We start from the raw sequence: 21,983 nt of genomic DNA on the forward strand, positions 1-21,983 counted from the left end.
CTGTAACTTTCGACAAATTTTTGCCACATTTCCTTTTCGAAAATTTCACCCGTTTTCGGGCGTGGCAGCAGGGGCTAGACCTAAACGATTGTTTTCTGTACCCCGCCCCCTTGGCGTGGGGGATCCCACTTCGTTAGGAGAATGGGTATGGTAAAGATAGCACTCGCTATGGTGCTGGCCTTTGCTGGTACAATTGGTTTTGCGGATACACCGACTGACAAGCTGGTAAATCACGAACGCGGCGCGTTGAACGCGATTTCCGGTAACAAGCTTGCGACTTTTCTCAAACCATCGGAATCTGAAATTCAATACTCGCGAGAATGGCTGGCGTCTCAAGACCTGGTCAAAGGCGGGCCACAATGGAAATGCCTGAGCGAAGCCTTGTATTTCGAAGCCCGCGGCGAAAGCGTGAAGGGGCAGTTTGCAGTGGCAGAGGTCATCCTGAACCGCGTGGATAGCCCGCGTTTTCCGGATACAGTTTGTGAAGTCATCAATCAGGGGACCGGGCGCAAATTTGCCTGTCAGTTCACCTATACCTGTGACGGCCACAAGGAAGTTATTGCCGAACCTCAGGCGTATAAACGTGTAGGTAAGGTGGCGCAGCTTATGATCAACGGGGGCCCCCGCGAACTGACGAGGGGCGCGACCCACTATCATACGCGGGCAGTCAGCCCCAAGTGGTCGCGAAAGTTTCCACGCACGGCTACGATCGGTGTGCACCACTTCTACCGACAGCCGACTCGGCTATCACAGAATTAATACAGTTTTTCCAGAAACCGGGCCGAAAGCCCGCAGTGACGCAGTAAAGTCGGGACAAACCCCGTCAAATTGGCCAAAAGCAAACAATCGCGGTTGACTCGCTCGCGCGCGTGAGTAAAAGGCAGGCTTCACAGGAATTCACGGGCGGCAGAGCTGCCCGGCGCAGGAGACAATAAAATGGCGAAGCCGACGACTATCAAGATCCGTCTGAACTCGACCGCGGGCACGGGCCATTTCTATGTGACCAAGAAAAACGCCCGCACCATGACCGAAAAAATGGTTGTACGTAAATACGACCCGGTGGTGCGCAAGCATGTCGAATACAAAGAAGGCAAGATCAAGTAAGATCAGCCGGATTACCAGTTTATAAGGCCGTGCCAGTTGGGCGCGGCCTTTTCTGTGCCATGGGGTCTGTTCACGAGAGCAGATAATCGCCTAAGCGTCTGCGGGTCGGGATTGGCAAACATCGTCCACGCGCGCTTGAGGTGACGGTGTTTGTGTAGCGGGCAAAGCCTCTACAAATCAAAAGCACCCTAAATTTTGTTAATCGGGTGGGGCAAATACCCGAGAAACCTGACCTTCGCGCCGCTTGCCTTCAGTGTCTCAGATGCGGGATGGGTCGGACGTTGGCAAGGCGCATTCCAATCATCGTTTCGGATATTCTGCTCTGAACGACCTTTGACTGACGCCACCCCCAAAACCTGCATGAAAAGCTGGATGCGGCGCCTCAGCGAACTCACCGCAGTAGGTCTTGCGTCAATGTTAGACCCTGCCGGAGGTTACCGACTGTTTGAAAAGTACCTACCCTCTCTAGGGATGACATTGGATGATGCACCTCATGAGTATCGAAGATGATGTAAAAGAGGCGCAAGCAATTGGGATTCCTTAACTGAAAGCCTTCACGGTGCGGTAAAGAAACTCGCGTCACCGGATCGGAATACCATATTATTTGGCGCCGATTCAGATGGGCTTGTAACGTATCTCTTTTTGAAAAAATCCGTTCAATCGCTGGGCCAGAAGCGCTGACGTCAGACAGTACATTTCCTCCGCCAGGACGGTGATGGAAAGTGAATGTTGAGGCCCATCAACAGCCAGAATAATTTTACCGATCGTTGTTTTGTTTCTCTAATGAAACAGCGTGCGGATGGGATGTTTTGTTGCGCGAAGCCGTGCGGCCGCTGTGCGCGACAAGTACGGGTTTCCGGCTTGCATCGGGTTGCGGTCGGGGCGCTGTCTGACCCGTGTCGTACTGATAGTCCCGCGTCAGTGGCACAGCATCGACGTTTGGCGATAACTGAATCTGGAAGACGGCTTGTGGGGCATGGCGGAACGTTTGTTCACTGGCCGCCAGATAGAAGCGCCACATTCTTGCAAAGCGATCGTCATAGAGCACGCGCGCCTCGTCTTCGTGCGCCCGGAACCGATCATACCAGTGACGCAAGGTATAGGCATAATGCAGCCGCCAGCATTCGATATCCGTGGCCCACAGGCGGTTTTGCTCGACTGCGGTCATCACCTCCGAGACGGCGGGAATGTAACCACCGGGGAAAATGTATTTTGCGATCCAGGGGTTGGTGGCTTTCGCGGTTCCGGCCCAGCCGATCGTATGGACCAAGGCAACCCCGTCGGGCGACAGCCGTTTGCGAATGGTGGCGAAGTAATCAAGGTAGTGGGGCAGCCCGACGTGTTCGAACATGCCCACAGATACAACTCGATCGAACGTGCCCTCGACCTGACGATAGTCGCAAAGCCGAAACTCGATCCGGTCTGACAGACCCGCGTGCGCGACCCTCTCGGTCGCATAGGCATGCTGTTCCTCGGACAGGGTGATACCGACCACTTTGGCCCCGTGATCGCGCGCAAGCGTCAGTGCCATGCCGCCCCAGCCGCAGCCGATATCGAGAACGCTCATGCCGGGCCTGATCAGCAGTTTGCGCGCGATGTGGGCCTTTTTATCCGCCTGAGCCTGTTCCAGTGTCGCATCGGGAGTGCGAAAATACCCGCAGGAATACTGTCGGTCATCGTCGAGAAACAGGTCGAACAACTTGCCCGAAAGATCATAGTGATGCGCTACATTCCGTCTTGCCCGTGTTACGATGTTGTTTTGTGCAAGCCCGCGCAGGGCGCCACGCGCCTTTTCCGAAAGCTTTTGCCACCAGACCGGATTCGCCTCGGCATGTCGCGCGTTGCGAACGACGATCGCGAGCAGGCCTTGCAGTTCATCCCCGTCAATCTCAAGCGATCTGTTCATGTAGGCTTCACCAAATGCCAGTTCGGGGTTCAGCACCAGGCGCCGCACGGTGGCCGGGTCAAGCAGGCGAACCTTAACCGGCGCGCAGGAAGTTTCGCCATAGTCGCGTATGCCTCCCGAAGGCATGACGACGCGCAGCGATCCGAGTTTTATGAGACTGCGCAGCATTCTATCGAGCGCATGTTGCCAAACCCCGGTCATCGACCCGCCCCCCTTACATTGAATGTCATTGCCGCTGGCCGCTGATGGCCTTTCAGGGCAACTTTCGATTGCCCGACCGGTCGTGCAGCAGGGCAGTTAAGCAAAAGGGATTGCGCCCGCAGATCGACTGCGAAGATGATCTGCAATGGCAGAAACGGAATGCGTGATATGATCGATACCTGTTTGCGCATTCGTAAAGTTTAGTGCCTCGCGCGTGTGCGCGATTGATTTGGGTCAATCGCCACTGCGGATGCGCGGTTACATTCTCCACATCCGCGATCTTTGGTCGAAACGGCTTCGGCATTGCTGTATTTGGATGGTTTGCGATGCGCAGATGGCGGAGCGCCTCGCGGGCTCGCTATGTCTGAGCCAGGAGGTCGACCACCTCGTGAAGCACGGGTGTATGCGTCGCGAAATCTCGCGCTGCCAGTTTGTCGCGGAACTTTTTCATGCCCCTTTCTGGATCGCCATGAACCAGAAACGTTTTTTGAGGTTTTCCGGTGTGGCTGAGCCACTCAAGCAATTCTTGCTGGTCAGCATGTGCCGAAAAGCCGTTGATCGTATGGATGTGCGCATTGATCGTGATCTCTTCGCCGTAAAGTCTGATCGTCTTTGCGCCATCGATGATCTTGCGGGCCGGTGTTCCTTCGGCGGCAAAGCCAACGAAGATGACACTGCTCTCGGGTCTCCAGATATTATGCTTGAGGTGATGCTTGACACGTCCGCCTGTACACATCCCCGAACCTGCCATGATGACCGCCCCGCTTTTGACGTTGTTGATCGCCCGGGATTCGGCGACTTGACGTGTGTAGCGCAATCCGGGAAGCGTGAACGGGTGTTTTCCCGCGCGCATCGCATCGCGAAGCTCTGGCCTGAAGCCTTCTGCTTGGCGCTGGAAAATCTTCGTAGCAGAGACAGCCATCGGACTATCGAGAAAAACCGGAAGGGACCTTGGCAACTCACCCCGCTCTGTCGCGATCTTCAGGTGAAACAGAATCTCTTGCGCGCGCTCCAGTGCGAATGTCGGAATGACAACATTGCCGCCACGTGCCAGGGTCTGTCTGATCGCATCTAAAAGTTCGGCAACAGAGGCCTCAAGGCTTTTGTGTTGGCGGTCTCCATAGGTCGTTTCCACCACCACGAAATCGGCTTCGGGCGGCGGAGAAGGATCGGCCAGCACTTCGTGACCGCGATTGCCCAGATCGCCTGAAAAGACAATACGCCGGGTTTGACCTTTCTCGCTGGCTTCGATCACGATTGAGGCCGACCCAAGGATGTGACCCGCATCGATGAAACGGACCGAGACCTGATCGTTCAGCGCAAGGGGATCTTCATATCGGATATTGCGGGTGAAATAATCCAACGCGCGCAAGGCGTCGGAAACATCGTAAAGGGGTTCGATCCCGGCCCGGCCCTGTCTGCGCCGATGGCGCGAGGCACGTGATGCGTCCTCTTCCTGAATATGTGCGGAATCCATCATGATGAGCTTGGCAAGTTCCCTCGTCGCAGCCGTTGTTATGATCTCGCCCTCAAACCCGCGTTTCACCAACAGCGGGATTCGCCCGCAGTGATCAAGATGTGCATGGCTCAAAAGCAGGAAATCTATGTCAGACGGATCAAAGCCGAAGTCGTCGGAATTGTCCTCATCGGCATGGCGACTGCCCTGAAACATGCCGCAGTCGATCAGGATTTTCAGGCCCGCACAGTCCAGCAGGTGGCAAGAGCCGGTGACACCTTTTGCGGCCCCGTGAAATGATATTTTCATATGCTTGTTTCCTCTTGCGGGATTGAAAGTGAGGCGGTCACTGATCACCCGAGGCTCGAAACAGTGGTTTTCCCGCCTGCACGTGCCAAGTATCGATACATTCGCGGATCTCTTTTGCGGTCTCTGCATAGCTGAACAGGGTTTTATCCTCGGGGTCGATGACGCCCTCATCAACAAGGAACTCAAAGTTCACGGCCCGCTCCCAGAAACTGCGCCCGACAAGGATGACCGGCAGAGGGGCGATCTTTCGGGTCTGAACGAGGGTCAGCGTCTCGAAAAGCTCATCAAGAGTGCCATATCCGCCGGGAAAAGCCACAAGCGCGCGGGCGCGATGCAGAAAATGCATCTTGCGAAGGGCGAAATAGTGAAACCTGAAACACAGGCCCGGTGTCAGGTATGGATTTGGATACTGTTCGTGTGGCAGGGTGATGTTAAGTCCGACGGACTTTGCCCCGGAAAGAAACGCGCCCCGGTTGGCCGCTTCCATCAGGCCGGGACCGCCCCCGGTCATGAGAGCGATCTTGCCGCCACCATAGGCATCGCACAGTCTGCCAGAGTCGGCGGCGAAGTCTTTGGCTATCGTGTAGTAATGGCTCTTTTCGAAAATTCGCTGTGCGATTTCACACGCGCGCTGTAGCTCTGGATTTTCGGGATCTTTGGCAAGACGCTTGTGCGCCTCATCCTTGCGCCGTTTCGCGGCAACGGGTTCGGGGATGCGCGTGCTTCCGAAAACAACAATCGTGTGCCGGATATCATGTGTTCTCAGACCATAATCGGTTTTAAGAAAATCAAGCTGAAGGCGGACACCGCGCAGGTCTTCGGATTGAAGAAGGGCAATGTCTTCGTCCGCTTGCAGGTAGGCGGGGTCTTCCAGAGTGGCCTTGATCCTGGCGGTCGCATCAGGATCTTCCGCAGGGGATTTGGGTGTCTGCCAGGGAAGCGGCACAACGTGCGCCTGGGCGACGGGTGCCTGCTCCGGTGAGCCAGAGGGGGGAGCCGGTCGCTTCTTGTCCAATCATCTCTTCCTTGCATGGCAAAACGTTCAGTTCCGGTCTCCCTTTGCTGGCATCGTGCAGTGACCAAACTTGCAAAGCATGTCCTTTTTCAGGTGCCTGCGAAGTGACAGAGACCTGCCCTTAATCTTGCGCCGGATTGGCCTGAACGGAATGATCTTGGTCAATCCCGAACCCATGTTTTCATGATCAGATGATCTTTATGCGACAGGCAGGGCTTCGGACGGATGTGACGATCAAATGCTGAGTCCCTGCAATATCCGGTCAGCCTGAGGGCACCCAATCAGGCAATGATGAAAGGGAAGCAAGAGATGGAAGAAAGTGACCTGCATGACCGCCTTGAAGCGCTGAGTGCCAAAATATCCAAAGCCCGAACGCGCTTGGACAATCTCAAAGCCTGGAGTGATGGCCATAGGCTTAGCAGTGGTGAGCTTGAGGCGCGCTATCGCTATCTCAAGTCCGAACTGAACGGCGAAATCAAGGATATGGAGACGCATGGCCACCACGTCTCAAAACTTGAGGCATCGTTGCGGGAATGGCTCGATAGTCTGGAGCTTTACGCGAATTGGGAGTGACCGAACGCAAAGGAACATTGCCTGATGGGCTTGATCGTCGTTGATGCAAACACGTGGTCGCCGTCATGAGTGGCTTTCTCTGCGGGCTTCCTTTGATTGGCGCTTTGACCTGGCTCTGCCCGGCAGAGCCGCCTTTTGCAGCGGGCTATGCCGAGGGCGAGTATGTCCTTGTGGCGCCGATTGAAGTCGCGACGATTGCCTCTTTAAGTGTTGAGAGGGGGGATCGGATCGCCGCCGACCAGCCACTTGTTGAGCTTGAACGCCGGGATGCCGAGATTGCCGTTGCCCAAGCTCACGCGGCACTTGCCGAGGCCAAAAGCAGTCTGGCCGACCTTCATCAAGGGCAGAGGCCGGAGGAGATCGCGGTACTCGAAGCATCGCTGGCCTCAGCCAAGGCGCAAATGGCCGAGGCCGAGCGGGTCATGTATCGGCAATCCGAGTTGCTCTCGCGGGGTATTTCAGCGCAAGCCCAGTTTGATGAAGCCTCAACCGCCATGAAGCTTGCCCGCGCCAAAGTCGTGGAACTCGAAGCTGATCTTGCGGTGGCACGGCTGCCTGCGCGACCCGATAAGATCAAGTCCGCCGAGGCGTCTGTCGCACAGGCGCAGGCTGCTCTGGATCAGGCAAAATGGCGTCTTGAGCATCGGACGCTTTCCATTGGATCGCCTGGCATCGTGTCCGATATCATTCGAAATGCAGGCGAGGTGGCGGGACCACAAGCTCCTGTATTGTCTGTTCTGCCTGACGGCGCGATTAAACTGCGTCTCTATGTGCCAGAGCCATCCCTCGCGCAGGTGTCTGTCGGGGATCGCCTGGTCGTCACATGCGATGGCTGTACAAAAGGTCTCGGGGCGCAGGTCAGCTATATCTCGGACCACCCGGAATTCACGCCCCCCGTGATCTATGCGCGCGATAGCCGACAAAAGCTTGTCTTCCTGCTGGAAGCGCGCCCGCTGGACGGATCGAGCAGTTTGAAACCGGGTCAGATTGTCGATGTGTTGCTAGAAGAGCCGGGCGAATGAACGTGATCGAGGTCGATAACCTTGTTAAGCGCTTCGGCGACAAGACTGCGGTGGATCATGTCTCGATGTCGGTCGCCAAGGGAGAGATCGCGGGTTTCCTGGGGCCGAACGGATCCGGGAAAACCACGACGATCCGGGTAATCTGCGGCCTTCTGACACCGGACGGCGGAACCGGGCATGTTCTGGGGCATGACATCCGGTCTGAATCTGCGCAGATCAAGCGGCAAGTCGGCTACATGACACAGCGGTTTTCGTTTTACGAAGATCTTTCCATCGAAGAGAACCTGACGTTCGTTGCACGTCTTTACCAGATGGACCCCGTCAGGACGGTCGTGCGCGACACGCTAGAAGACCTTGGCCTTGCGTCGCGCCGAACACAGCTTGCAGGCACGTTGTCAGGGGGCTGGAAGCAACGTCTTGCATTGGCGGCCTGCCTGATGCACGCGCCGAAGCTGCTTTTGCTGGATGAGCCGACCGCCGGGGTCGATCCCAAGGCGCGGCGCGAATTCTGGGAGGAAATTCATCAGCGGGCGGAGACGGGCCTGACGGTTCTTGTGTCGACCCACTACATGGATGAAGCAGAGCGCTGTCACCGCATAAGCTATATCTCCGACGGTAAGCTTCTGACGAGCGGAACCGTGGCCGAGGTTCTGGGCAAGGCCGATCTGGCAACCTTCGTTCTCGAAGGGGCGGGCGTGGATGAGGCTGCACATCAACTCGCCGGGATCAAAGGGGTTGATCAGATCGCCGCCTTTGGCGTGTCCCTGCACGTTGTCGGGCGCGATCATGCCGCGCTGAAGGTGGCCGTTGATCAGGTGGCTCGCAATACGGACGTCACCGTCAGGCAGGGTGAAACCAGCCTTGAGGATGTCTTTATCCAGTTCATGGGGCAAACGGCGGACACCCCCCGATGAACAGGGTATTCTCGATACGCCGATTGATGGCCATCATTCGCAAGGAAGCGATCCAGATGCGCCGGGACCGGCTTACGTTCGCGATGATGCTGGGCATTCCGATCATGCAGTTGATCCTGTTCGGATTTGCCATCAACAACGATCCGAAACATCTGCCTGCGGCTCTGGTCTCGAGCAGCCATGATCATTACACGCGCGCGATGATCTCGGCGATGGAACTGACCGGCTACTATCGCTTCGACCATATCTTCGCCAGTGCAAGCGAGGCCGACAATCTGCTCAAGTCCGGCGCCGTGTCGTTTGTCGTGACCATTCCTTCGGATTTCGCGCGACGCGTCCAGCGCGGCGATCATCCGCAGATCCTGATCGAAGCCGACGCCACCGACCCTTCGGTCGCCTCCGGAGCGATTTCAACCCTTGGCACGGTTGCAGCCCAGGCCTTGCTGCGCGAGCAGGCCACCGAGGCACAGGCCGCGCGGCAATCGACATCAGCGCTGGAAGTTGTCGTTCATCGCCGGTTCAATCCCGAAAGCATCACCCAATACAATATCGTGCCGGGGCTGCTGGGGGTGATCCTGCAACTGACCATGGTGATGATGACCGCGATGGCGTTGACCCGTGAGGTCGAGAGGGGGACGATGGAAAACCTGCTCGCCATGCCGACAAGGCCGGTCGAGATCATGTTGGGCAAGGTCCTGCCTTATCTGGCGGTTGGGGCGGTGCAGGTCGTGGTGGTGCTGGCTGCGGCCCGGTTCATGTTCTCGATTCCCTTTGTGGGGTCGATGTGGCTTTTGCTTTACGGAACACTGGTGTTCGTGCTGTCGCTGGTCCTGCTGGGATACACCATTTCCACGCTGTCGCGCAGCCAGATGCAGGCGATGCAGTTGACGTTCTTCTTCTTTCTTCCCTCTCTGCTGCTGTCCGGTTTCATGTTTCCGTTTCGCGGCATGCCGCAGTGGGCACAATTTCTTGGAGAGCTGTTCCCTCTCACGCATTTTCTGCGATTGATCAGGGCGGTGATGCTCAAGGGGGCAGATCATGCAACCGTTTCACCATCAATGGTGGCGCTTTATGTGTTTGTTGCGGTCTTTGTCGGATTGGCGCTTATGCGCTTTCGCCGCACCCTTGATTGAGGCAGGTCAAGACGTGTCATGCGTGATCGTTCATGATCCGGGCCGGTCGTGCCAAAGCGATACATCGTGCCTTTTGACAAGGCTTCGGGCGGCGGGGCGACGGTTGAATCGGATCTCAAGGGGATAATGATTTGCGAATCCGAACCATTCTAGTGCCCTTCAATGTAGCCAGGGATGACAAAGCCGCATTCCTGAGAGTTTTCAGTGTTGCCGAGGCCCTGAAGGCGCATGTTCAAGTGGTCTTTGTGCGACAGGACCCTGATGAGGTCTTCGTCTATCTTGGAATGGATGTCGAAAGCCCGAGCGAGCTTAGGGAATACACCAGAAAGCGCGTGGAAGAGGAGGGCAAGCTGGCGGCATTGCGATCGCGACGCCACTTCAACGCGGCGTGCAAGGACATGGGCCTTGTGAAGTCGAAAAAGCCGACAGACTCAATTGCAGCGTCCGCGCATTGGGAGCAGGAGTTTGGCGAGCCGACGGAAATCATACCAGAGCGGGCCAAGCTGAGCGATGTGGCGGTCTTCGTCGGAGGGTTGGCGAGATACAGCAGGTCCTCTCGAAATGTCCTCAAAGCGACCGTAATACAGTCGGGCCGCCCGGTGATCCTGGTCCCGGACGCCGTGACGGCACCATCTTTCTCAAGCATAACAGTCGCGTGGGATGCCAGTCCGTGTTGCGTGCGGGCCGTGGCGGCGGCGTTGCCTATTCTGGCAAAGGCAAGCCGGGTTCAAATCGTGTCGATAACCGAGCCCCATGATAAAGCGCCCGAGCCTGAAAAACTGGTCAGGTTTCTTGAGTGGCATGGCATTCAGGCGACAGCCGACGTGCTGCCGGCGCAAGGTCGAAGGGTTGGTGAACTTATCCTTGAGAGCGCCGCTACAAACACATCCGGTCTCGTGATATTGGGGGGGTATGGCCATGGTCGCTATGTTGAAACCGTGTTCGGCGGAACCACGAGCTATGTGATCCGCAAATCGGATATCCCGTTCCTGCTTATGCACTGAAGACAAAGGTCAATGGCTTAGGGAGTGCATCAGTTGACGCGGCCAATCAAGACAGACCGGAATGACCGTATCAACCGGCTTTTGGTGCATCCGGTGGCAAAGCTTGCCGTTCCTCTTGTGATATCTGTCGTCGCCTTTTTTGTTCTGCACCGGCTGGCAAGCGAAATCAGCTGGCAAGAGGTCAAGCTTGACATGACGGGCGCGCCGAAGCGCGCCCTGCTGGCGGCTGTGTGTCTCACAATCGTAAGTTTTGCGGCGCTTGCGCTCTACGATGTGCTGGCGGTTGAAATCGTTGCCAAGGGCAAGGTTCCGCGCAGGGTGGCGGCGATGACCGGTGCGGCGGGGGCGGCGATCACCAATTTTCTGGGGGCCTCTTGGCTAACGGGCAGTTCTCTTCGCTTTCGCGTCTATTCGGCACAGGGGCTCGACTGGACGTCGATTGCGGGCATCCTTGCGACCGCGTGGTTTGCAACTCTTCTCGGCATGGCCTTCGTAACCGGGTTTGCGATGGTGGTGCGCCCCATGGGGATAGGCACCGTTTTCGGGCTTGCTCCTAATGCCGAGACGGCTTTCGGCGTTGCCGTGTTGATTGCAATCGCGGGCCTGTTCATCTGGTTGTCTCTGGGTCGACGCACCATCACATTCCGTGATTTCAGGATGACTCTTGCGTCACCGCGACTGGCCGCCATGCAGATTGGGATTGTCACGGTGGATATTCTTGCGGCGTCGTTGGTGCTTTACGTCCTGATGCCAGCCGATTTGACACAGAATTTCGGCTTTTTCCTCGTTGTTTATCTTGCCGCCATCGGTGGCGGCCTTCTTAGTCATGCGCCGGGCGGCGTTGGCGTGTTCGAGGCAATTATCATCGCGGGCCTTGGCGCGACTGGTCGCTCGGACGTTCTGGCGGGGCTGCTGCTTTATCGGCTGATCTATACGGTGCTGCCTTTCACCCTCGCCGTTCTGGCGATCGCGGGCCTTGTTGTTCGGCCGCACTTGGGCCGCGTCGGGGAAACAGGCAAAGCCCTGCATGCAGCACTCAGGCCGATGATTGCGCCGGTCAGCGCCGCGATCACTCTCTTGTCGGGGTTTGTCCTGATGCTCTCCGGAAGCATCCCGTCAGACACGGGCCGCCTTGGTTTGTTACGCGATATCCTGCCACTGCCGTTCATTGAGGCCTCGCACCTTGTGGCGAGTATCATCGGCGTTTTGCTGGTGGTGATTTCGCGCGGCCTGTTTCGCAGGCAATTTCGGGCCTGGCTCGCCGCAATTGTTCTGCTTTGCGCGGGTCTGGTCGCCTCTTTTCTGAAGGGCGTCGATCTGGAAGAAGCCGCGATCCTTGCGGCCTCTCTCGCGGTCCTGTTGCTGTTTCGGCCCATTTTTTACCGCGCTATGGCGCAGCGGGCCTTTCAGCTTTCAGTGCAGTGGGGATTTGGAGCCGCAGTTCTCATCGTGGCGGCGATCTGGGTGGGGTTGCTGAGCTATTCGCATGTTCCCTATCGCAATGAGCTTTGGTGGGAGTTTGCATGGCATGGCGATGCCTCGCGATTTTTGCGCGCGTCGCTGGCCATCGCCGTCATCTTCATGGCGATTGGTCTGAACTCGATAATCAACGGTGCAGGCAAACGCCTGCCGCCTGAGCCAATCCCCGCACGTGTTCTTGACCTGGTCGCCATGTCACCGACAACCGATGCAAACATCGCCCTGACCGGCGACAAGCGGTTTCTGGTGTCCGGCGACGGCAGCGGCTTTCTGGCATATGCGGATACGGGCGGCTCCCTGATTGCCTATGCTGATCCGGTCGGCCCCCGAGAAACCGGCGAGACCGTGATCTGGCAGTTTCGCGATCTTGCCGACCAGATGGGTCGACATTGCGCGTTCTACTCGGTTTCATCCCGATATCTGCCAACATTCCTTGATATGGGGTTTGCCGTCCTCAAGATCGGCGAGGTCGGGCGTATTGATCTGACCACGTTCACCCTGGATGGGCCCAAACGAAAGGACTTTCGCTACGCACAGCGTCGCGCGCGGCGGGAGGGGTATGTTTTCGAGGTGGTTGCGGCCGCTGATCTCGCGCCGATCCTGCCAGAATTGCGAGGGGTTTCCAAGAGTTGGCTGGCGTCAAAGCATGGCCGCGAAAAGGGGTTCTCTCTTGGGTCTTTTGATGAAGATTACCTAAGCCATTTCGATCACGCCATTTTGCGCAAGGCCGAAAACGGGGCCATCATTGCTTTTGCAAACCTCTTTCAGGGGGCCGATCACAACGAGTTGTCGTTTGATCTGATGCGCCACGTAACTGCGGCACCCGGTTTTGTCATGGACGCTCTTTTTGCCGAGATACTCCTGTGGGGCAAAGCGCAGGGGTTCCGCTGGTTTTCACTTGGCGCCACGCCTTTCGCAGGGCTGGAAGACCACCCGCTTGCCACGACCTGGAACAGGTTTGGCAGTTTCATCTATCAGCATGGCGAACGGTTCTATAACTTTGAAGGCCTGCGGTCGTTCAAGGAAAAGTTCGATCCCGAGTGGACGCCCACCTATCTGGTCAGCCCGCGAGGGCTCCAGACGCCGCGTGTCCTTTATGACGTCAACCTTTTGGTCTCGGGCGGTGTCCGGGGTCTGGCACTTGAGGCAAAGAACGATGATTAAGAATTTCAATGATCATTCGGCGAATGAGCGCACGTTTCTGGCATGGGTCCGAACGGCTGTCGCCATTGTAGGCTTTGGGCTGGTTGCCGCGCGGGTTGGTCCGCCGCAAGGCACCTACTGGTCACAAATTTTATTGCTGATCTCGGGCGCTGTTGTGGTTGTGATTGCGTACTTGAGAAAACGGGTTCTTCGGAAACGCATTTCGATGGCGCGGGAATTCGACGGCGACAACATTCCGGCGGATACGCTTTTGCTTCTTTTGATCGTCGCGATGTTTGCGACGCTTGCAATTTTCGCATTCCATGTCTCCTGAAACCGTGCCCAAGTCGCAGTTCCAAGGTCCCATATCCGTCGCTTGCTCGGGCCTTTGCCGCGCTTGGCATGCGCCGTTGTTAACGGTCCGGGTTGCGATCCAAGCGAGCAAAGAGGCATACACAGCACTCAGATGCGCAGCCCAGTCTTTGGCGTGTGTGCATTGATTGACGCAAGTCAATCCTGCGACGTCGGAATATGCCAGTATTCATCCCGAGGCCGTTCTTTCACGTAAATGCCCTCGGGCGTTGGAGGCGCGGAGCGCCGAGGGGCCCCGTTGCGGACCCCTTGCACATCAAATGACGCGAGAACGCCGATCTGTGTGGTTGCAGGTCGGCAAAGCGGAGAGAGATCATGCCAGCGGATTTTGCTTCAACGGACAGATACGCGACGACAGAAACGTCGGGAAAGCTGGGCCTTTTGCCTCTGACAGCGCTGGTGATCGGGTCCATGGTCGGCGGTGGTGTCTTCAGCCTTCCGCAGAACATGGCACGGGGCGCATCGGCCGGGGCCGTCACGATCGGTTGGCTGATTACCGGTATCGGCATGCTGGCCCTCGCGTTCGTCTACAAGAACCTCTCGACTCGCAAACCCATGCTGGACGCCGGGCCATATTCTTACGCGCGCGCCGGGTTCGGCGATTATGTCGGGTTCAATAGCGCCTGGGGGTACTGGCTTAGCGCGTGGCTCGGGAACGTGTCCTATGCGGTTCTGATTTTTGGTGCGCTCAGCTATTTTTATGCGCCCTTTGGTGCGGAGGGAAACACCTGGCAGTCGATTGTCGGCGCTTCGGTTGCGCTATGGCTTGTGCACGCTCTGGTTCTCATGGGCGTGCGGGAGGCGGCGATTGTCAATGTCATCACCACCATTGCCAAGCTTGGTCCTATTTTCCTGTTTGTCGTTCTGGCCCTCGTGGCGTTCAATCTGCCCACCTTCCAGCTTGATTTCTGGGGCACTGAAACGCTGTCGCTTGGCAGTATTACGACTCAGGTGCAAAGCACGATGCTGGTCACCCTGTGGGTTTTCATCGGCATTGAGGGGGCAAGTGTCGGATCGGGCCGTGCCAGGAAACGCAGCGATATCGGCAAGGCGACGATCCTGGGATTTGTGACGGTCCTTTGCCTCTACCTTCTTGTGTCCCTGCTGTCGCTGGGGGTGATGTCGCAACCCGAGCTTGCAGGGCTTCCGGCTGCGGCCTCGATGGCCAATGTGCTTGAGTCGATTGTCGGGTCATGGGGGGCGGTGGTGGTGCGCATCGGTCTTGTCATCTCGGTCGCGGGGGCGTTCCTGAGCTGGACCCTTCTGGCCGCCGAGATCCCATACCGCGCCGCGAAGGAAGGGATGCTGCCAGAGATTTTCTTCACCGAGAACGCCAACGGCTCGCCGTCCGGTGCTCTCTGGATCACCAATACCTGTGTGCAGATCGTCCTGCTGGTAACGCTTTTTGCCAACTCGACCTACCTGGCACTGTTCTACATCGCTTCGACCGCCATTCTTGTGCCTTACGTGTTTTCTGGCGCCTATGCCTTCAAACTTGCCCTGAGCGGCGAAAGCTATGCGGAGCATGAGGGGCGGGGGCTTGATATGGCCATCGGCGGGCTGGCCACGGTGTATGGCGCATGGCTCGTTTATGCGGCCGGGCCGACGTATCTGCTGATGTGCGCGATCCTCTACGCGGTGGGGATTCCGGCCTATATCTGGGCGCGCAGGTCGCACCGGGAGCGCGCCTTCAACCCTGTTGAAATGCTGATTGCCGCAGGGCTTCTGGTGGCCGCCATTGTGGCTGGCTACCTGATGTGGACCGGCGCGATCAGCGCCCTGTGACAAACCCGCCCGGCAAGAAAGCAAACACCATGGAAAATGTCGAAACCCTGGGCGCTCATTCGGAAACGGGTAAGCTGCGACAGGTGATCGTGTGCCGTCCCGGTCTGGCCCATCGTCGCCTGACGCCGGTCAATTGCAAGGATTTGCTGTTTGACGATGTGTTTTGGGTCAAGCAGGCACAGAAGGACCACGATGTGTTTTCCGGCATCATGCGCGACGAGGGGGTCGAGGTTCTCGATACAAATGATTTGCTGGCGGAAACTCTGGACAAGCCCGAGGGGCGCGCCTGGGTGCTGGATCATCGGATCGTACCGAATGAGATAGGCGTCGGCATGATGTCCGAATTGCGCAGCTGGTTGGATGATCTGCCGGGCGCGCAACTGGCGGAGTTTCTGTTGGGTGGTCTGGCCACCGACGATCTGCCGTTCAAGCCTACCGCGCTGTTCTCCGGCTATCTTGGTCAGCATGGCTTTATCCTGCCGCCGTTGCCGAATGCCTTGTTTACCCGTGACAACTCTGCATGGATATTTGGCGGCGTGTCGCTCAATCCGATGTATTGGGCGGCGCGGCGTCCCGAAACCTTGTTGACGACCGCCATCTACAAGTTTCATCCGAAATTTGCGGGACAGGTGACATTTCATTTCGGCGACCCGACTGTTGATCACGGGCTTGCGACCCTCGAGGGGGGCGACATCATGCCCATCGGAAATGGCACGGTGTTGGTCGGCATGGGAGAGAGGTCGTCGCCGCAAGGGGTGGGCCAACTGGCAGAGGCGTTGTTCGATACCGGAGCGGCGCAAAGGGTGCTGGCCTTCGCGATCCCCAGATCGCGCGCCGCGATGCATCTCGATACCGTATTCACGCTGTGTGGCGGTGATGTTGTGACCACCTTCAAGGAGGTCGCGGATGCGCTTGTGTGCTATGACATCCAGCCCGGCGAAGGCGCCGCCCCCCTGCAATTTCATCGCGACCCGCGCCCGATCTTTGACATCGTCGCCGAGGTGCTTGGCTATAAGAGCCTGCAGATCGTGCCGACCGGTGGCACCACCGAGGAAGAGCGTGCCCGCGAGCAGTGGAACGACGGCAACAACGTGGTGGCCCTGCGGCCCGGTGTGGTCATCGGCTATGATCGCAACGACGACACCAACGCTGCGCTCAGGGCTGCGGGAATCGAGGTTCTGGCCATCCCCGGCGCGGAACTGGGCCGGGGTCGCGGTGGCGGCCATTGCATGAGCTGCCCGACCGCGCGCGACCCCATTTAACCTGAAAGGCGACCCAAATGGCTTTCAATCTGAAGAACCGTCATTTTATCACGTTGCGCGACTACACCCCACGTGAAATCGCGTTCCTTCTGAAACTCGCGGCCGATCTGAAGGTTGCGAAATACACGGGCACCGAGGTGCCAACCCTTCAGGGCAAGGATATTGCTCTGATCTTCGAAAAGGATTCCACGCGAACCCGTGTGGGATTCGAGGTTGCCGCCTATGATCAAGGCGCACGTGTCACTTATCTTGGGCCGACCGGATCGCACATCGGCCACAAGGAATCTGTCAAGGATACCGCGCGTGTTCTGGGCCGGATCTATGACGGGATCGAATATCGCGGGTTTGGCCAGAACGTTGTCGAACAGCTCGCCCGGTATTCCGGTGTGCCCGTCTATAACGGGCTAACAAACGAATTTCACCCGACCCAGATCCTTGCCGATTTCCTGACCATGCAGGAGCATGTGGAAAAGCCACTGCACGAGGTCGCTTACGCGTTTCTTGGCGAAGCGGGCAACAATATGGGTGACAGCCTGCTGATTGGCGGGGCCAAGATGGGCATGGATGTGCGTTTGTGCGGGCCCAAGGCGTGCTGGCCGAGCAAGGCCATAGAGGCCGAGGCGCAGACGATTGCCAAGCAGACCGGTGCGCGCATCATGATCACCGAAGACCTCGATGCCGCCGTCAAAGGCGTCGATTTCGTCTATACCGACGTCTGGGTGTCTATGGGGGAGGCCAAGGAGAAATGGGCGGAGCGGATCAAGCTTTTGACGCCGTATCAGGTCAACGCTGACGTGATGAGCAAAACGAACAATCTGCGCGCCAGGTTCATGCATTGCCTGCCGGCCTTTCATAATACCGAAACCAGTGTGGGCGCCGAAATCAAGGCCGAGTTTGGTCTCGATGCCATGGAAGTCACCGAAGAGGTGTTTGAGAGCGAGGCCTCGATCGTGTTCGACCAGGCCGAAAACCGTATGCACACCATCAAGGCGGTTTTGGTCGCCACACTGGGGGCTTGAGATGCTGGTCGTTGCGGCCATTGGTGGCAATGCCTTGCTGCAACGCGGTCAGTCGCTGACGGCCGAGGCGCAGCGCGCGAACGTGAAAATCGCGGCGCAGGCACTGGCAGAGATCGTGCGTGCCGGGCATCGGCTGATCGTGACCCATGGCAATGGTCCGCAGGTTGGGATGCTCGCCTTGCAGGGCGCGGCCTACAAGCCGGATGAGGCCTACCCTCTGGATGTTCTGGGGGCCGAAACCGAAGGCATGATCGGCTATCTGATAGAGCAGGAACTTGAAAATGCTCTGGGTCACGATCACGCGGTCGCAACCCTGCTGACGCAGGTGATCGTCGATGCCTCTGATCCGGCGTTTGCCAAGCCCACGAAATTCGTAGGCCCTGTCTATAGCAAATCGGACGCCGAAGCGCGTGTGAAATCCAATGGCTGGACCATCGCACAGGACGGCGAGATGTGGCGCAGGGTGGTGCCTTCCCCGAAACCGGTCGAAATCCCCGACATGCGTGTTCTGCGGCTTTTGCTTGATCAGGGTGTTATCGTCATTTGCGCGGGTGGTGGCGGCATCCCGGTCATGCGCCGCGCCGACGATAGCCTGATCGGGGTCGAGGCGGTCATCGACAAGGATGCTGCAAGTGCGCTTCTGGCTGCGGATATCGGGGCTGAGGCGCTGTTGTTGCTGACGGATGTTGACGCGGTCTATTCGGATTTTGGCACGCAGGATGCTGCGGCTATCCGACATCTGACACCAGATCAGGGCCGCGCTCTTGACATGCCCAAAGGCTCGATGGGGCCAAAACTGACGGCTGCCTGCGATTTTGCGGATCGAGCCGGGCGAGCCGCGATCGGGCAGCTTTCCGACGCTTTGGCCATGCTTGACGGCACCGCCGGAACGCGCGTTGCCAAAAGTGAAACAGGTGCGACATGAGCGCCAATGCCGACATCGACGCAGCGACACGGACCGAGGGCCGCATCGCGGCCATTCGCGGGGGCGTGGTAGACGTCTTGTTCGACGGATCGGTGCCAAGGATCCATGATCTGTTGTTCGCAGGTGACATCGCTCTCGAAGTCTCTGCCCTGATCGGAGAGGGGCTTGTGCGGGCCATCGCGATGGCGCCGGTGCGTGGTCTGGGGCTGGGCATGGCGGTCAAGGCGACGGGTGCGCCGATCATGGTTCCCGTTGGCGATGCCGTTCTGGGGCGCATGCTTGATGTGTTTGGCGCGCCGATTGACGGGCGTCCGGCACCCGAAGCCGTGGCGCGGCGGTCGATTCACCAACCCTCTCCCAAGCTGAGCGACCGGGTGCTGCACTCGGAGGTTCTTGAAACCGGGATCAAGGCGATTGACCTTTTGTCGCCGATCGAACGCGGCGGCAAAACTGGGCTTTTCGGCGGGGCAGGGGTTGGCAAAACCGTACTGATTACTGAGTTGATCAACAACACCGTTCAGCACCACAAAGGCGTCAGCCTTTTTTGCGGCATCGGCGAACGTTCGCGGGAAGCCGAAGAGCTGTACCGCGAAATGGGCGAGGCTGGCGTGCGCGACAAAACGGTGATGCTGTTTGGCCAGATGAACGAGGCGCCCGGCGTGCGCTTTCTGATCGGCAATGCCGCCCTGACGATGGCAGAGTATTTTCGCGACGACAAGGGACAGGATGTCTTGCTGTTGATCGACAACATCTTTCGCTTCGTGCAGGCCGGCGCGGAGGTCTCAGGGCTGATGGGGCGGATGCCGTCGCGGGTGGGCTATCAGCCAACGCTTGCCTCGGAACTGGCGGCACTGGAGGAGCGGATCACCTCGACAAGACGGGGGGCGATCACGTCGATTCAGGCGGTTTATGTGCCGGCTGACGATTTCACCGATCCGGCGGCGGCGCATATCTTTTCACATCTGTCCGCCTCGGTGGTTCTGTCGCGCAAGCGCGCAAGCGAGGGGCTTTATCCTGCGGTCGATCCGCTGGCCTCGGCGTCGGTCATGCTGACCCCCTCTGTGGTGGGACAGCGGCACTATGACATCGCGCGTGCCGTGCGCCGCACCTTGGCGGAATACGAGGAACTGCGCGATATTATCGCGATGCTCGGCCTTGAAGAACTGTCTTCGGCAGATCGGGCCACCGTGGCCCGGGCGCGGCGTTTGGAACGGTTCCTGACGCAGCCTTTCTTCACAACCGAATCCTTCTCGGGCACGCAGGGCAAACTGGTGCCGATTGCTGAAACGCTGGACGGCTGCGAGGCAATCCTTGGCCTGACCGAGTTCAAGCTGTCTGAAAACGCCTATTACATGATCGGCTCGCTGGACGACCTCAAGGAGGCGGAATCATGAGCATGGCGGCGGAGATGAGCGTTGCCCTGCGGCTTCCGACCGGTTCTTTGTTCGAGGGGCGCGCGACCCGCATGACCGCGGTGGCCCAGAACGGTGCCTTCGGTATTCTGCCGAACCATGTCGATCTGGTCACTGCTCTGGTGCCATCTGTCCTGACGCTGACGTTGGCCGACGGATCCGAGGCGATTTTTGGTATCGACGAAGGGCTTTTGGTGAAGAAAGGGCACCGCGTCACCGTGGCGGTGATGCGCGGTGTGCGCGGCGATGACCTTGGCACTCTGCAAGACGCCGTCATGAGCAAATTCATCGAGATGGATGAAGAGGAACGTCAGGCCCGTGCGACGTTCTCCCGTCTGGAGGCGGACGTGGTCCGACGCTTTGCAGACCTGCGAAAGCCGCACCCATGAAGCCGGAATCAGACAAATCGGCGGAGGATATCGCGCGCCATGCGAAACGACTGAAATCCGCGCGCGACAAGCCGGGGCCAAGCCCGCTGCGGGGCATCGGAACCTTTGGCATGATCGGATGGTCGATTGCCGTGCCGACCGTGGGCGGGGCGTTTCTCGGGCTCTGGCTGGATCGGGTGGCCCCCCAGAGGTTTTCATGGACGATAGCCTTGATCCTCGGCGGTGTCGTGCTTGGGGCCTTTATCGCGGCGTCATGGATCAACAAGGAAGGTGGTGACAAATGATAGATGTGGATTGGAATGCAGCGCTGCTTGGGCTGGCCGCCGGTGCCGTTGTGGGCGGCGTATTTTTCATGGGCCTTGGCCTGGGCATACGTCTTGCCTTGCAGGCAAGCAAACCGGTCAGGGTCTTGATGTTAAGCGCTGTTGTTCGGATTGCAGCATTGCTGGCGAGTGGATGGGCTGTTGTCTGGTATTCAGGGCCCTGGACATTCCCAGGCTTTGCCCTGGCGTTCGTCCTGACGCGTACAGTTGCCACGACGCTGGCCAGCGTTAGGCCCGCTGGCGGAGAATCCAAATGAATCTGTCACCGGATGAAACAATCATATTCCAGGCTTGGGGCGTCCCGATCAACGCGACGATATTCTTCACCTGGATTGTCATGACCCTGCTGACGGGGGCGTCCGTGTTGATCACCCGCAACCTGCGTCCAGATGTGCCGCCAGACCGGTGGCGCACCATGCTGGAGGTCATTGTGCAGGGCATTCAAAGCCAGATCGAAGAAGTTGCACAGGGTCCGTCCCGCTATCTGCTCTATTACGCAGGAACGCTGTTCCTGTTCGTTGCCACCTCGAACCTGCTATTGGTCGTCCCCGGGTTTGAGCCTCCAACGGCCTCGCTCTCCACGACCACGGCACTTGCCTTGTCGGTTCTGATTGCCGTGCCAATTTTCGGAATTTCGAGCCGCGGGATCGGGGGGTATCTCAAGACCTATCTGGAGCCGTCCTTCATCATGCTTCCGTTCAACATCATCTCAGAGTTCACGCGCGGGATATCTCTGGCGATCCGGCTTTACGGCAACATCATGAGCGGGGCCGTCATTGCGGCAATCCTGCTTAGTGTCGCGCCGTTTTTCTTTCCCGTCCTGCTGGACGTGCTAGGCCTGCTGACCGGTATGATCCAGGCCTATATTTTTGCGATTCTGGCCACGGTCTACATCTCCAGCGCGACAACACCTCCCCCCTCACAGCAGCCTGAAAAGGAGACTTCATGACTGACCTAGCCATTATTGCGAGCATCTCGATCTTTACCGCCGGATTGACCGTGTCTTTCGGGGCAATGGGCCCCGCCTTGGGCGAAGGACGCAGCGCATCGGCCGCCCTGACTGCGATTGCCCAGCAACCGGATGCGGCCTCGACCATTTCCAGGACGCTTTTCGTGAGTTTGGCGATGATTGAATCGACAGCGATCTATTGCTTCGTCGTCGCGATGATCCTGATCTTTGCGAACCCTTTCTGGAACGCGGCCGTTGCTGCCGCAACCCAGGCCGCAGGAAGCTGAC

Annotated in this window: 22 protein-coding genes; 19 read left to right on the forward strand and 3 right to left on the reverse strand. The window is 58.1% G+C overall.

What is annotated here, in order from left to right; translation table 11 throughout:
- Positions 1 to 147 precede the first annotated feature (147 nt).
- Positions 148 to 759, forward strand: a complete 612-nt coding sequence (locus PEL8287_RS07055; RefSeq protein ID WP_085891676.1) for a cell wall hydrolase — start codon at positions 148 to 150, stop codon at positions 757 to 759.
- Positions 760 to 936: 177 nt separating this feature from the next.
- Entirely contained in the window at positions 937 to 1,104 is a 168-nt protein-coding gene (rpmG, locus tag PEL8287_RS07060; RefSeq protein WP_007814563.1) for a 50S ribosomal protein L33, read from the forward strand.
- 757 nt (positions 1,105 to 1,861) lie between these two features.
- On the opposite strand, the gene PEL8287_RS07065 is transcribed toward rpmG, so the two are convergent.
- The 3 genes from PEL8287_RS07065 to PEL8287_RS07075 all read right to left on the reverse strand — a co-directional run bounded on the left by PEL8287_RS07065 (position 1,862) and on the right by PEL8287_RS07075 (position 5,991).
- Positions 1,862 to 3,211 carry an SAM-dependent methyltransferase gene (locus tag PEL8287_RS07065; protein ID WP_085891677.1) on the reverse strand — a complete coding sequence of 450 codons (1,350 nt, stop codon included), beginning with the start codon at positions 3,209 to 3,211 and terminating at the stop codon, positions 1,862 to 1,864.
- A 358-nt stretch (positions 3,212 to 3,569) separates the two neighbouring features.
- Positions 3,570 to 4,976: an MBL fold metallo-hydrolase RNA specificity domain-containing protein gene (locus tag PEL8287_RS07070; protein WP_085891678.1), complete on the reverse strand. Its 1,407-nt coding sequence runs from the start codon at positions 4,974 to 4,976 to the stop codon at positions 3,570 to 3,572.
- A gap of 37 nt (positions 4,977 to 5,013) precedes the next feature.
- The gene (locus PEL8287_RS07075) at positions 5,014 to 5,991 is read right to left on the reverse strand and encodes an LOG family protein (RefSeq protein ID WP_085891679.1); all 978 of its coding nucleotides are present in this window, start codon (positions 5,989 to 5,991) and stop codon (positions 5,014 to 5,016) included.
- Between the two features lie 309 nt (positions 5,992 to 6,300).
- Between PEL8287_RS07075 and PEL8287_RS07080 the strand changes: the two genes are divergently transcribed.
- The 17 genes from PEL8287_RS07080 to PEL8287_RS07160 all read left to right on the forward strand — a co-directional run bounded on the left by PEL8287_RS07080 (position 6,301) and on the right by PEL8287_RS07160 (position 21,982).
- Positions 6,301 to 6,564: a 3-ketoacyl-ACP reductase gene (locus PEL8287_RS07080; protein ID WP_139837725.1), complete on the forward strand. Its 264-nt coding sequence runs from the start codon at positions 6,301 to 6,303 to the stop codon at positions 6,562 to 6,564.
- A gap of 65 nt (positions 6,565 to 6,629) precedes the next feature.
- On the forward strand, positions 6,630 to 7,586 hold the full coding sequence (locus PEL8287_RS07085) for an HlyD family secretion protein (RefSeq protein ID WP_085891681.1): 957 nt from the start codon (positions 6,630 to 6,632) through the stop codon (positions 7,584 to 7,586).
- On the forward strand, positions 7,583 to 8,500 hold the full coding sequence (locus PEL8287_RS07090; RefSeq protein ID WP_085891682.1) for an ABC transporter ATP-binding protein: 918 nt from the start codon (positions 7,583 to 7,585) through the stop codon (positions 8,498 to 8,500). Before PEL8287_RS07085 ends, PEL8287_RS07090 begins: the two co-directional genes overlap by 4 nt.
- Entirely contained in the window at positions 8,497 to 9,633 is a 1,137-nt protein-coding gene (locus PEL8287_RS07095) for an ABC transporter permease (RefSeq protein ID WP_085891683.1), read from the forward strand. Before PEL8287_RS07090 ends, PEL8287_RS07095 begins: the two co-directional genes overlap by 4 nt.
- Positions 9,634 to 9,764: 131 nt before the next feature.
- Entirely contained in the window at positions 9,765 to 10,637 is an 873-nt protein-coding gene (locus PEL8287_RS07100) for a universal stress protein (protein ID WP_139837726.1), read from the forward strand.
- A 33-nt stretch (positions 10,638 to 10,670) separates the two neighbouring features.
- Positions 10,671 to 13,280, forward strand: coding sequence for a bifunctional lysylphosphatidylglycerol flippase/synthetase MprF (gene mprF, locus PEL8287_RS07105; protein WP_085891950.1), 2,610 nt, complete (start codon positions 10,671 to 10,673; stop codon positions 13,278 to 13,280).
- On the forward strand, positions 13,273 to 13,593 hold the full coding sequence (locus tag PEL8287_RS07110; RefSeq protein ID WP_085891685.1) for a YidH family protein: 321 nt from the start codon (positions 13,273 to 13,275) through the stop codon (positions 13,591 to 13,593). The genes mprF and PEL8287_RS07110 overlap by 8 nt, the downstream gene beginning before the upstream one ends.
- A 353-nt stretch (positions 13,594 to 13,946) precedes the next feature.
- The gene (gene arcD / locus PEL8287_RS07115) at positions 13,947 to 15,416 is read left to right on the forward strand and encodes an arginine-ornithine antiporter (RefSeq protein WP_085891686.1); all 1,470 of its coding nucleotides are present in this window, start codon (positions 13,947 to 13,949) and stop codon (positions 15,414 to 15,416) included.
- 29 nt (positions 15,417 to 15,445) lie between these two features.
- Positions 15,446 to 16,678, forward strand: coding sequence for an arginine deiminase (locus PEL8287_RS07120; RefSeq protein WP_085891951.1), 1,233 nt, complete (start codon positions 15,446 to 15,448; stop codon positions 16,676 to 16,678).
- 17 nt (positions 16,679 to 16,695) lie between these two features.
- Positions 16,696 to 17,697, forward strand: coding sequence for an ornithine carbamoyltransferase (gene argF, locus PEL8287_RS07125; RefSeq protein ID WP_085891687.1), 1,002 nt, complete (start codon positions 16,696 to 16,698; stop codon positions 17,695 to 17,697).
- A gap of 1 nt (position 17,698) precedes the next feature.
- Entirely contained in the window at positions 17,699 to 18,622 is a 924-nt protein-coding gene (gene arcC, locus PEL8287_RS07130; RefSeq protein WP_085891688.1) for a carbamate kinase, read from the forward strand.
- Complete coding sequence (atpD, locus tag PEL8287_RS07135; RefSeq protein WP_085891689.1) at positions 18,619 to 20,016, forward strand: F0F1 ATP synthase subunit beta; 1,398 nt, start codon at positions 18,619 to 18,621, stop codon at positions 20,014 to 20,016. Before arcC ends, atpD begins: the two co-directional genes overlap by 4 nt.
- Positions 20,013 to 20,423, forward strand: coding sequence for an ATPase (locus PEL8287_RS07140; RefSeq protein WP_085891690.1), 411 nt, complete (start codon positions 20,013 to 20,015; stop codon positions 20,421 to 20,423). The genes atpD and PEL8287_RS07140 overlap by 4 nt, the downstream gene beginning before the upstream one ends.
- The gene (locus tag PEL8287_RS07145) at positions 20,420 to 20,707 is read left to right on the forward strand and encodes an AtpZ/AtpI family protein (protein WP_085891691.1); all 288 of its coding nucleotides are present in this window, start codon (positions 20,420 to 20,422) and stop codon (positions 20,705 to 20,707) included. Before PEL8287_RS07140 ends, PEL8287_RS07145 begins: the two co-directional genes overlap by 4 nt.
- Entirely contained in the window at positions 20,704 to 21,003 is a 300-nt protein-coding gene (locus tag PEL8287_RS07150; RefSeq protein WP_217807668.1) for an N-ATPase subunit AtpR, read from the forward strand. The genes PEL8287_RS07145 and PEL8287_RS07150 overlap by 4 nt, the downstream gene beginning before the upstream one ends.
- The gene (locus tag PEL8287_RS07155) at positions 21,000 to 21,695 is read left to right on the forward strand and encodes a F0F1 ATP synthase subunit A (protein WP_085891692.1); all 696 of its coding nucleotides are present in this window, start codon (positions 21,000 to 21,002) and stop codon (positions 21,693 to 21,695) included. Before PEL8287_RS07150 ends, PEL8287_RS07155 begins: the two co-directional genes overlap by 4 nt.
- Complete coding sequence (locus tag PEL8287_RS07160; RefSeq protein WP_085891693.1) at positions 21,692 to 21,982, forward strand: F0F1 ATP synthase subunit C; 291 nt, start codon at positions 21,692 to 21,694, stop codon at positions 21,980 to 21,982. Before PEL8287_RS07155 ends, PEL8287_RS07160 begins: the two co-directional genes overlap by 4 nt.
- Position 21,983: the final 1 nt, after the last annotated feature.

Origin of the sequence: Roseovarius litorisediminis (genome assembly GCF_900172295.1) — a bacterium.
GTDB classification, from domain to species: domain Bacteria; phylum Pseudomonadota; class Alphaproteobacteria; order Rhodobacterales; family Rhodobacteraceae; genus Roseovarius; species Roseovarius litorisediminis.

Excerpts from the sequence above, each read along its gene's own strand:
- PEL8287_RS07055 (WP_085891676.1), top strand. The coding sequence starts at position 148 with ATGGTAAAGATAGCACTCGCTATGGTGCTGGCCTTTGCTGGTACAATT.
- PEL8287_RS07120 (WP_085891951.1), top strand. The coding sequence starts at position 15,446 with ATGGAAAATGTCGAAACCCTGGGCGCTCATTCGGAAACGGGTAAGCTG.
- arcD (WP_085891686.1), top strand. The coding sequence starts at position 13,947 with ATGCCAGCGGATTTTGCTTCAACGGACAGATACGCGACGACAGAAACG.
- PEL8287_RS07160 (WP_085891693.1), top strand. The coding sequence starts at position 21,692 with ATGACTGACCTAGCCATTATTGCGAGCATCTCGATCTTTACCGCCGGA.
- PEL8287_RS07065 (WP_085891677.1), bottom strand. The coding sequence starts at position 3,211 with ATGACCGGGGTTTGGCAACATGCGCTCGATAGAATGCTGCGCAGTCTC.
- PEL8287_RS07145 (WP_085891691.1), top strand. The coding sequence starts at position 20,420 with ATGAAGCCGGAATCAGACAAATCGGCGGAGGATATCGCGCGCCATGCG.
- atpD (WP_085891689.1), top strand. The coding sequence starts at position 18,619 with ATGAGCGCCAATGCCGACATCGACGCAGCGACACGGACCGAGGGCCGC.
- PEL8287_RS07090 (WP_085891682.1), top strand. The coding sequence starts at position 7,583 with ATGAACGTGATCGAGGTCGATAACCTTGTTAAGCGCTTCGGCGACAAG.
- PEL8287_RS07150 (WP_217807668.1), top strand. The coding sequence starts at position 20,704 with ATGATAGATGTGGATTGGAATGCAGCGCTGCTTGGGCTGGCCGCCGGT.
- PEL8287_RS07070 (WP_085891678.1), bottom strand. The coding sequence starts at position 4,976 with ATGAAAATATCATTTCACGGGGCCGCAAAAGGTGTCACCGGCTCTTGC.
- PEL8287_RS07095 (WP_085891683.1), top strand. The coding sequence starts at position 8,497 with ATGAACAGGGTATTCTCGATACGCCGATTGATGGCCATCATTCGCAAG.
- PEL8287_RS07085 (WP_085891681.1), top strand. The coding sequence starts at position 6,630 with ATGAGTGGCTTTCTCTGCGGGCTTCCTTTGATTGGCGCTTTGACCTGG.
- arcC (WP_085891688.1), top strand. The coding sequence starts at position 17,699 with ATGCTGGTCGTTGCGGCCATTGGTGGCAATGCCTTGCTGCAACGCGGT.
- PEL8287_RS07080 (WP_139837725.1), top strand. The coding sequence starts at position 6,301 with ATGGAAGAAAGTGACCTGCATGACCGCCTTGAAGCGCTGAGTGCCAAA.
- argF (WP_085891687.1), top strand. The coding sequence starts at position 16,696 with ATGGCTTTCAATCTGAAGAACCGTCATTTTATCACGTTGCGCGACTAC.
- PEL8287_RS07140 (WP_085891690.1), top strand. The coding sequence starts at position 20,013 with ATGAGCATGGCGGCGGAGATGAGCGTTGCCCTGCGGCTTCCGACCGGT.
- rpmG (WP_007814563.1), top strand. The coding sequence starts at position 937 with ATGGCGAAGCCGACGACTATCAAGATCCGTCTGAACTCGACCGCGGGC.
- PEL8287_RS07110 (WP_085891685.1), top strand. The coding sequence starts at position 13,273 with ATGATTAAGAATTTCAATGATCATTCGGCGAATGAGCGCACGTTTCTG.
- PEL8287_RS07155 (WP_085891692.1), top strand. The coding sequence starts at position 21,000 with ATGAATCTGTCACCGGATGAAACAATCATATTCCAGGCTTGGGGCGTC.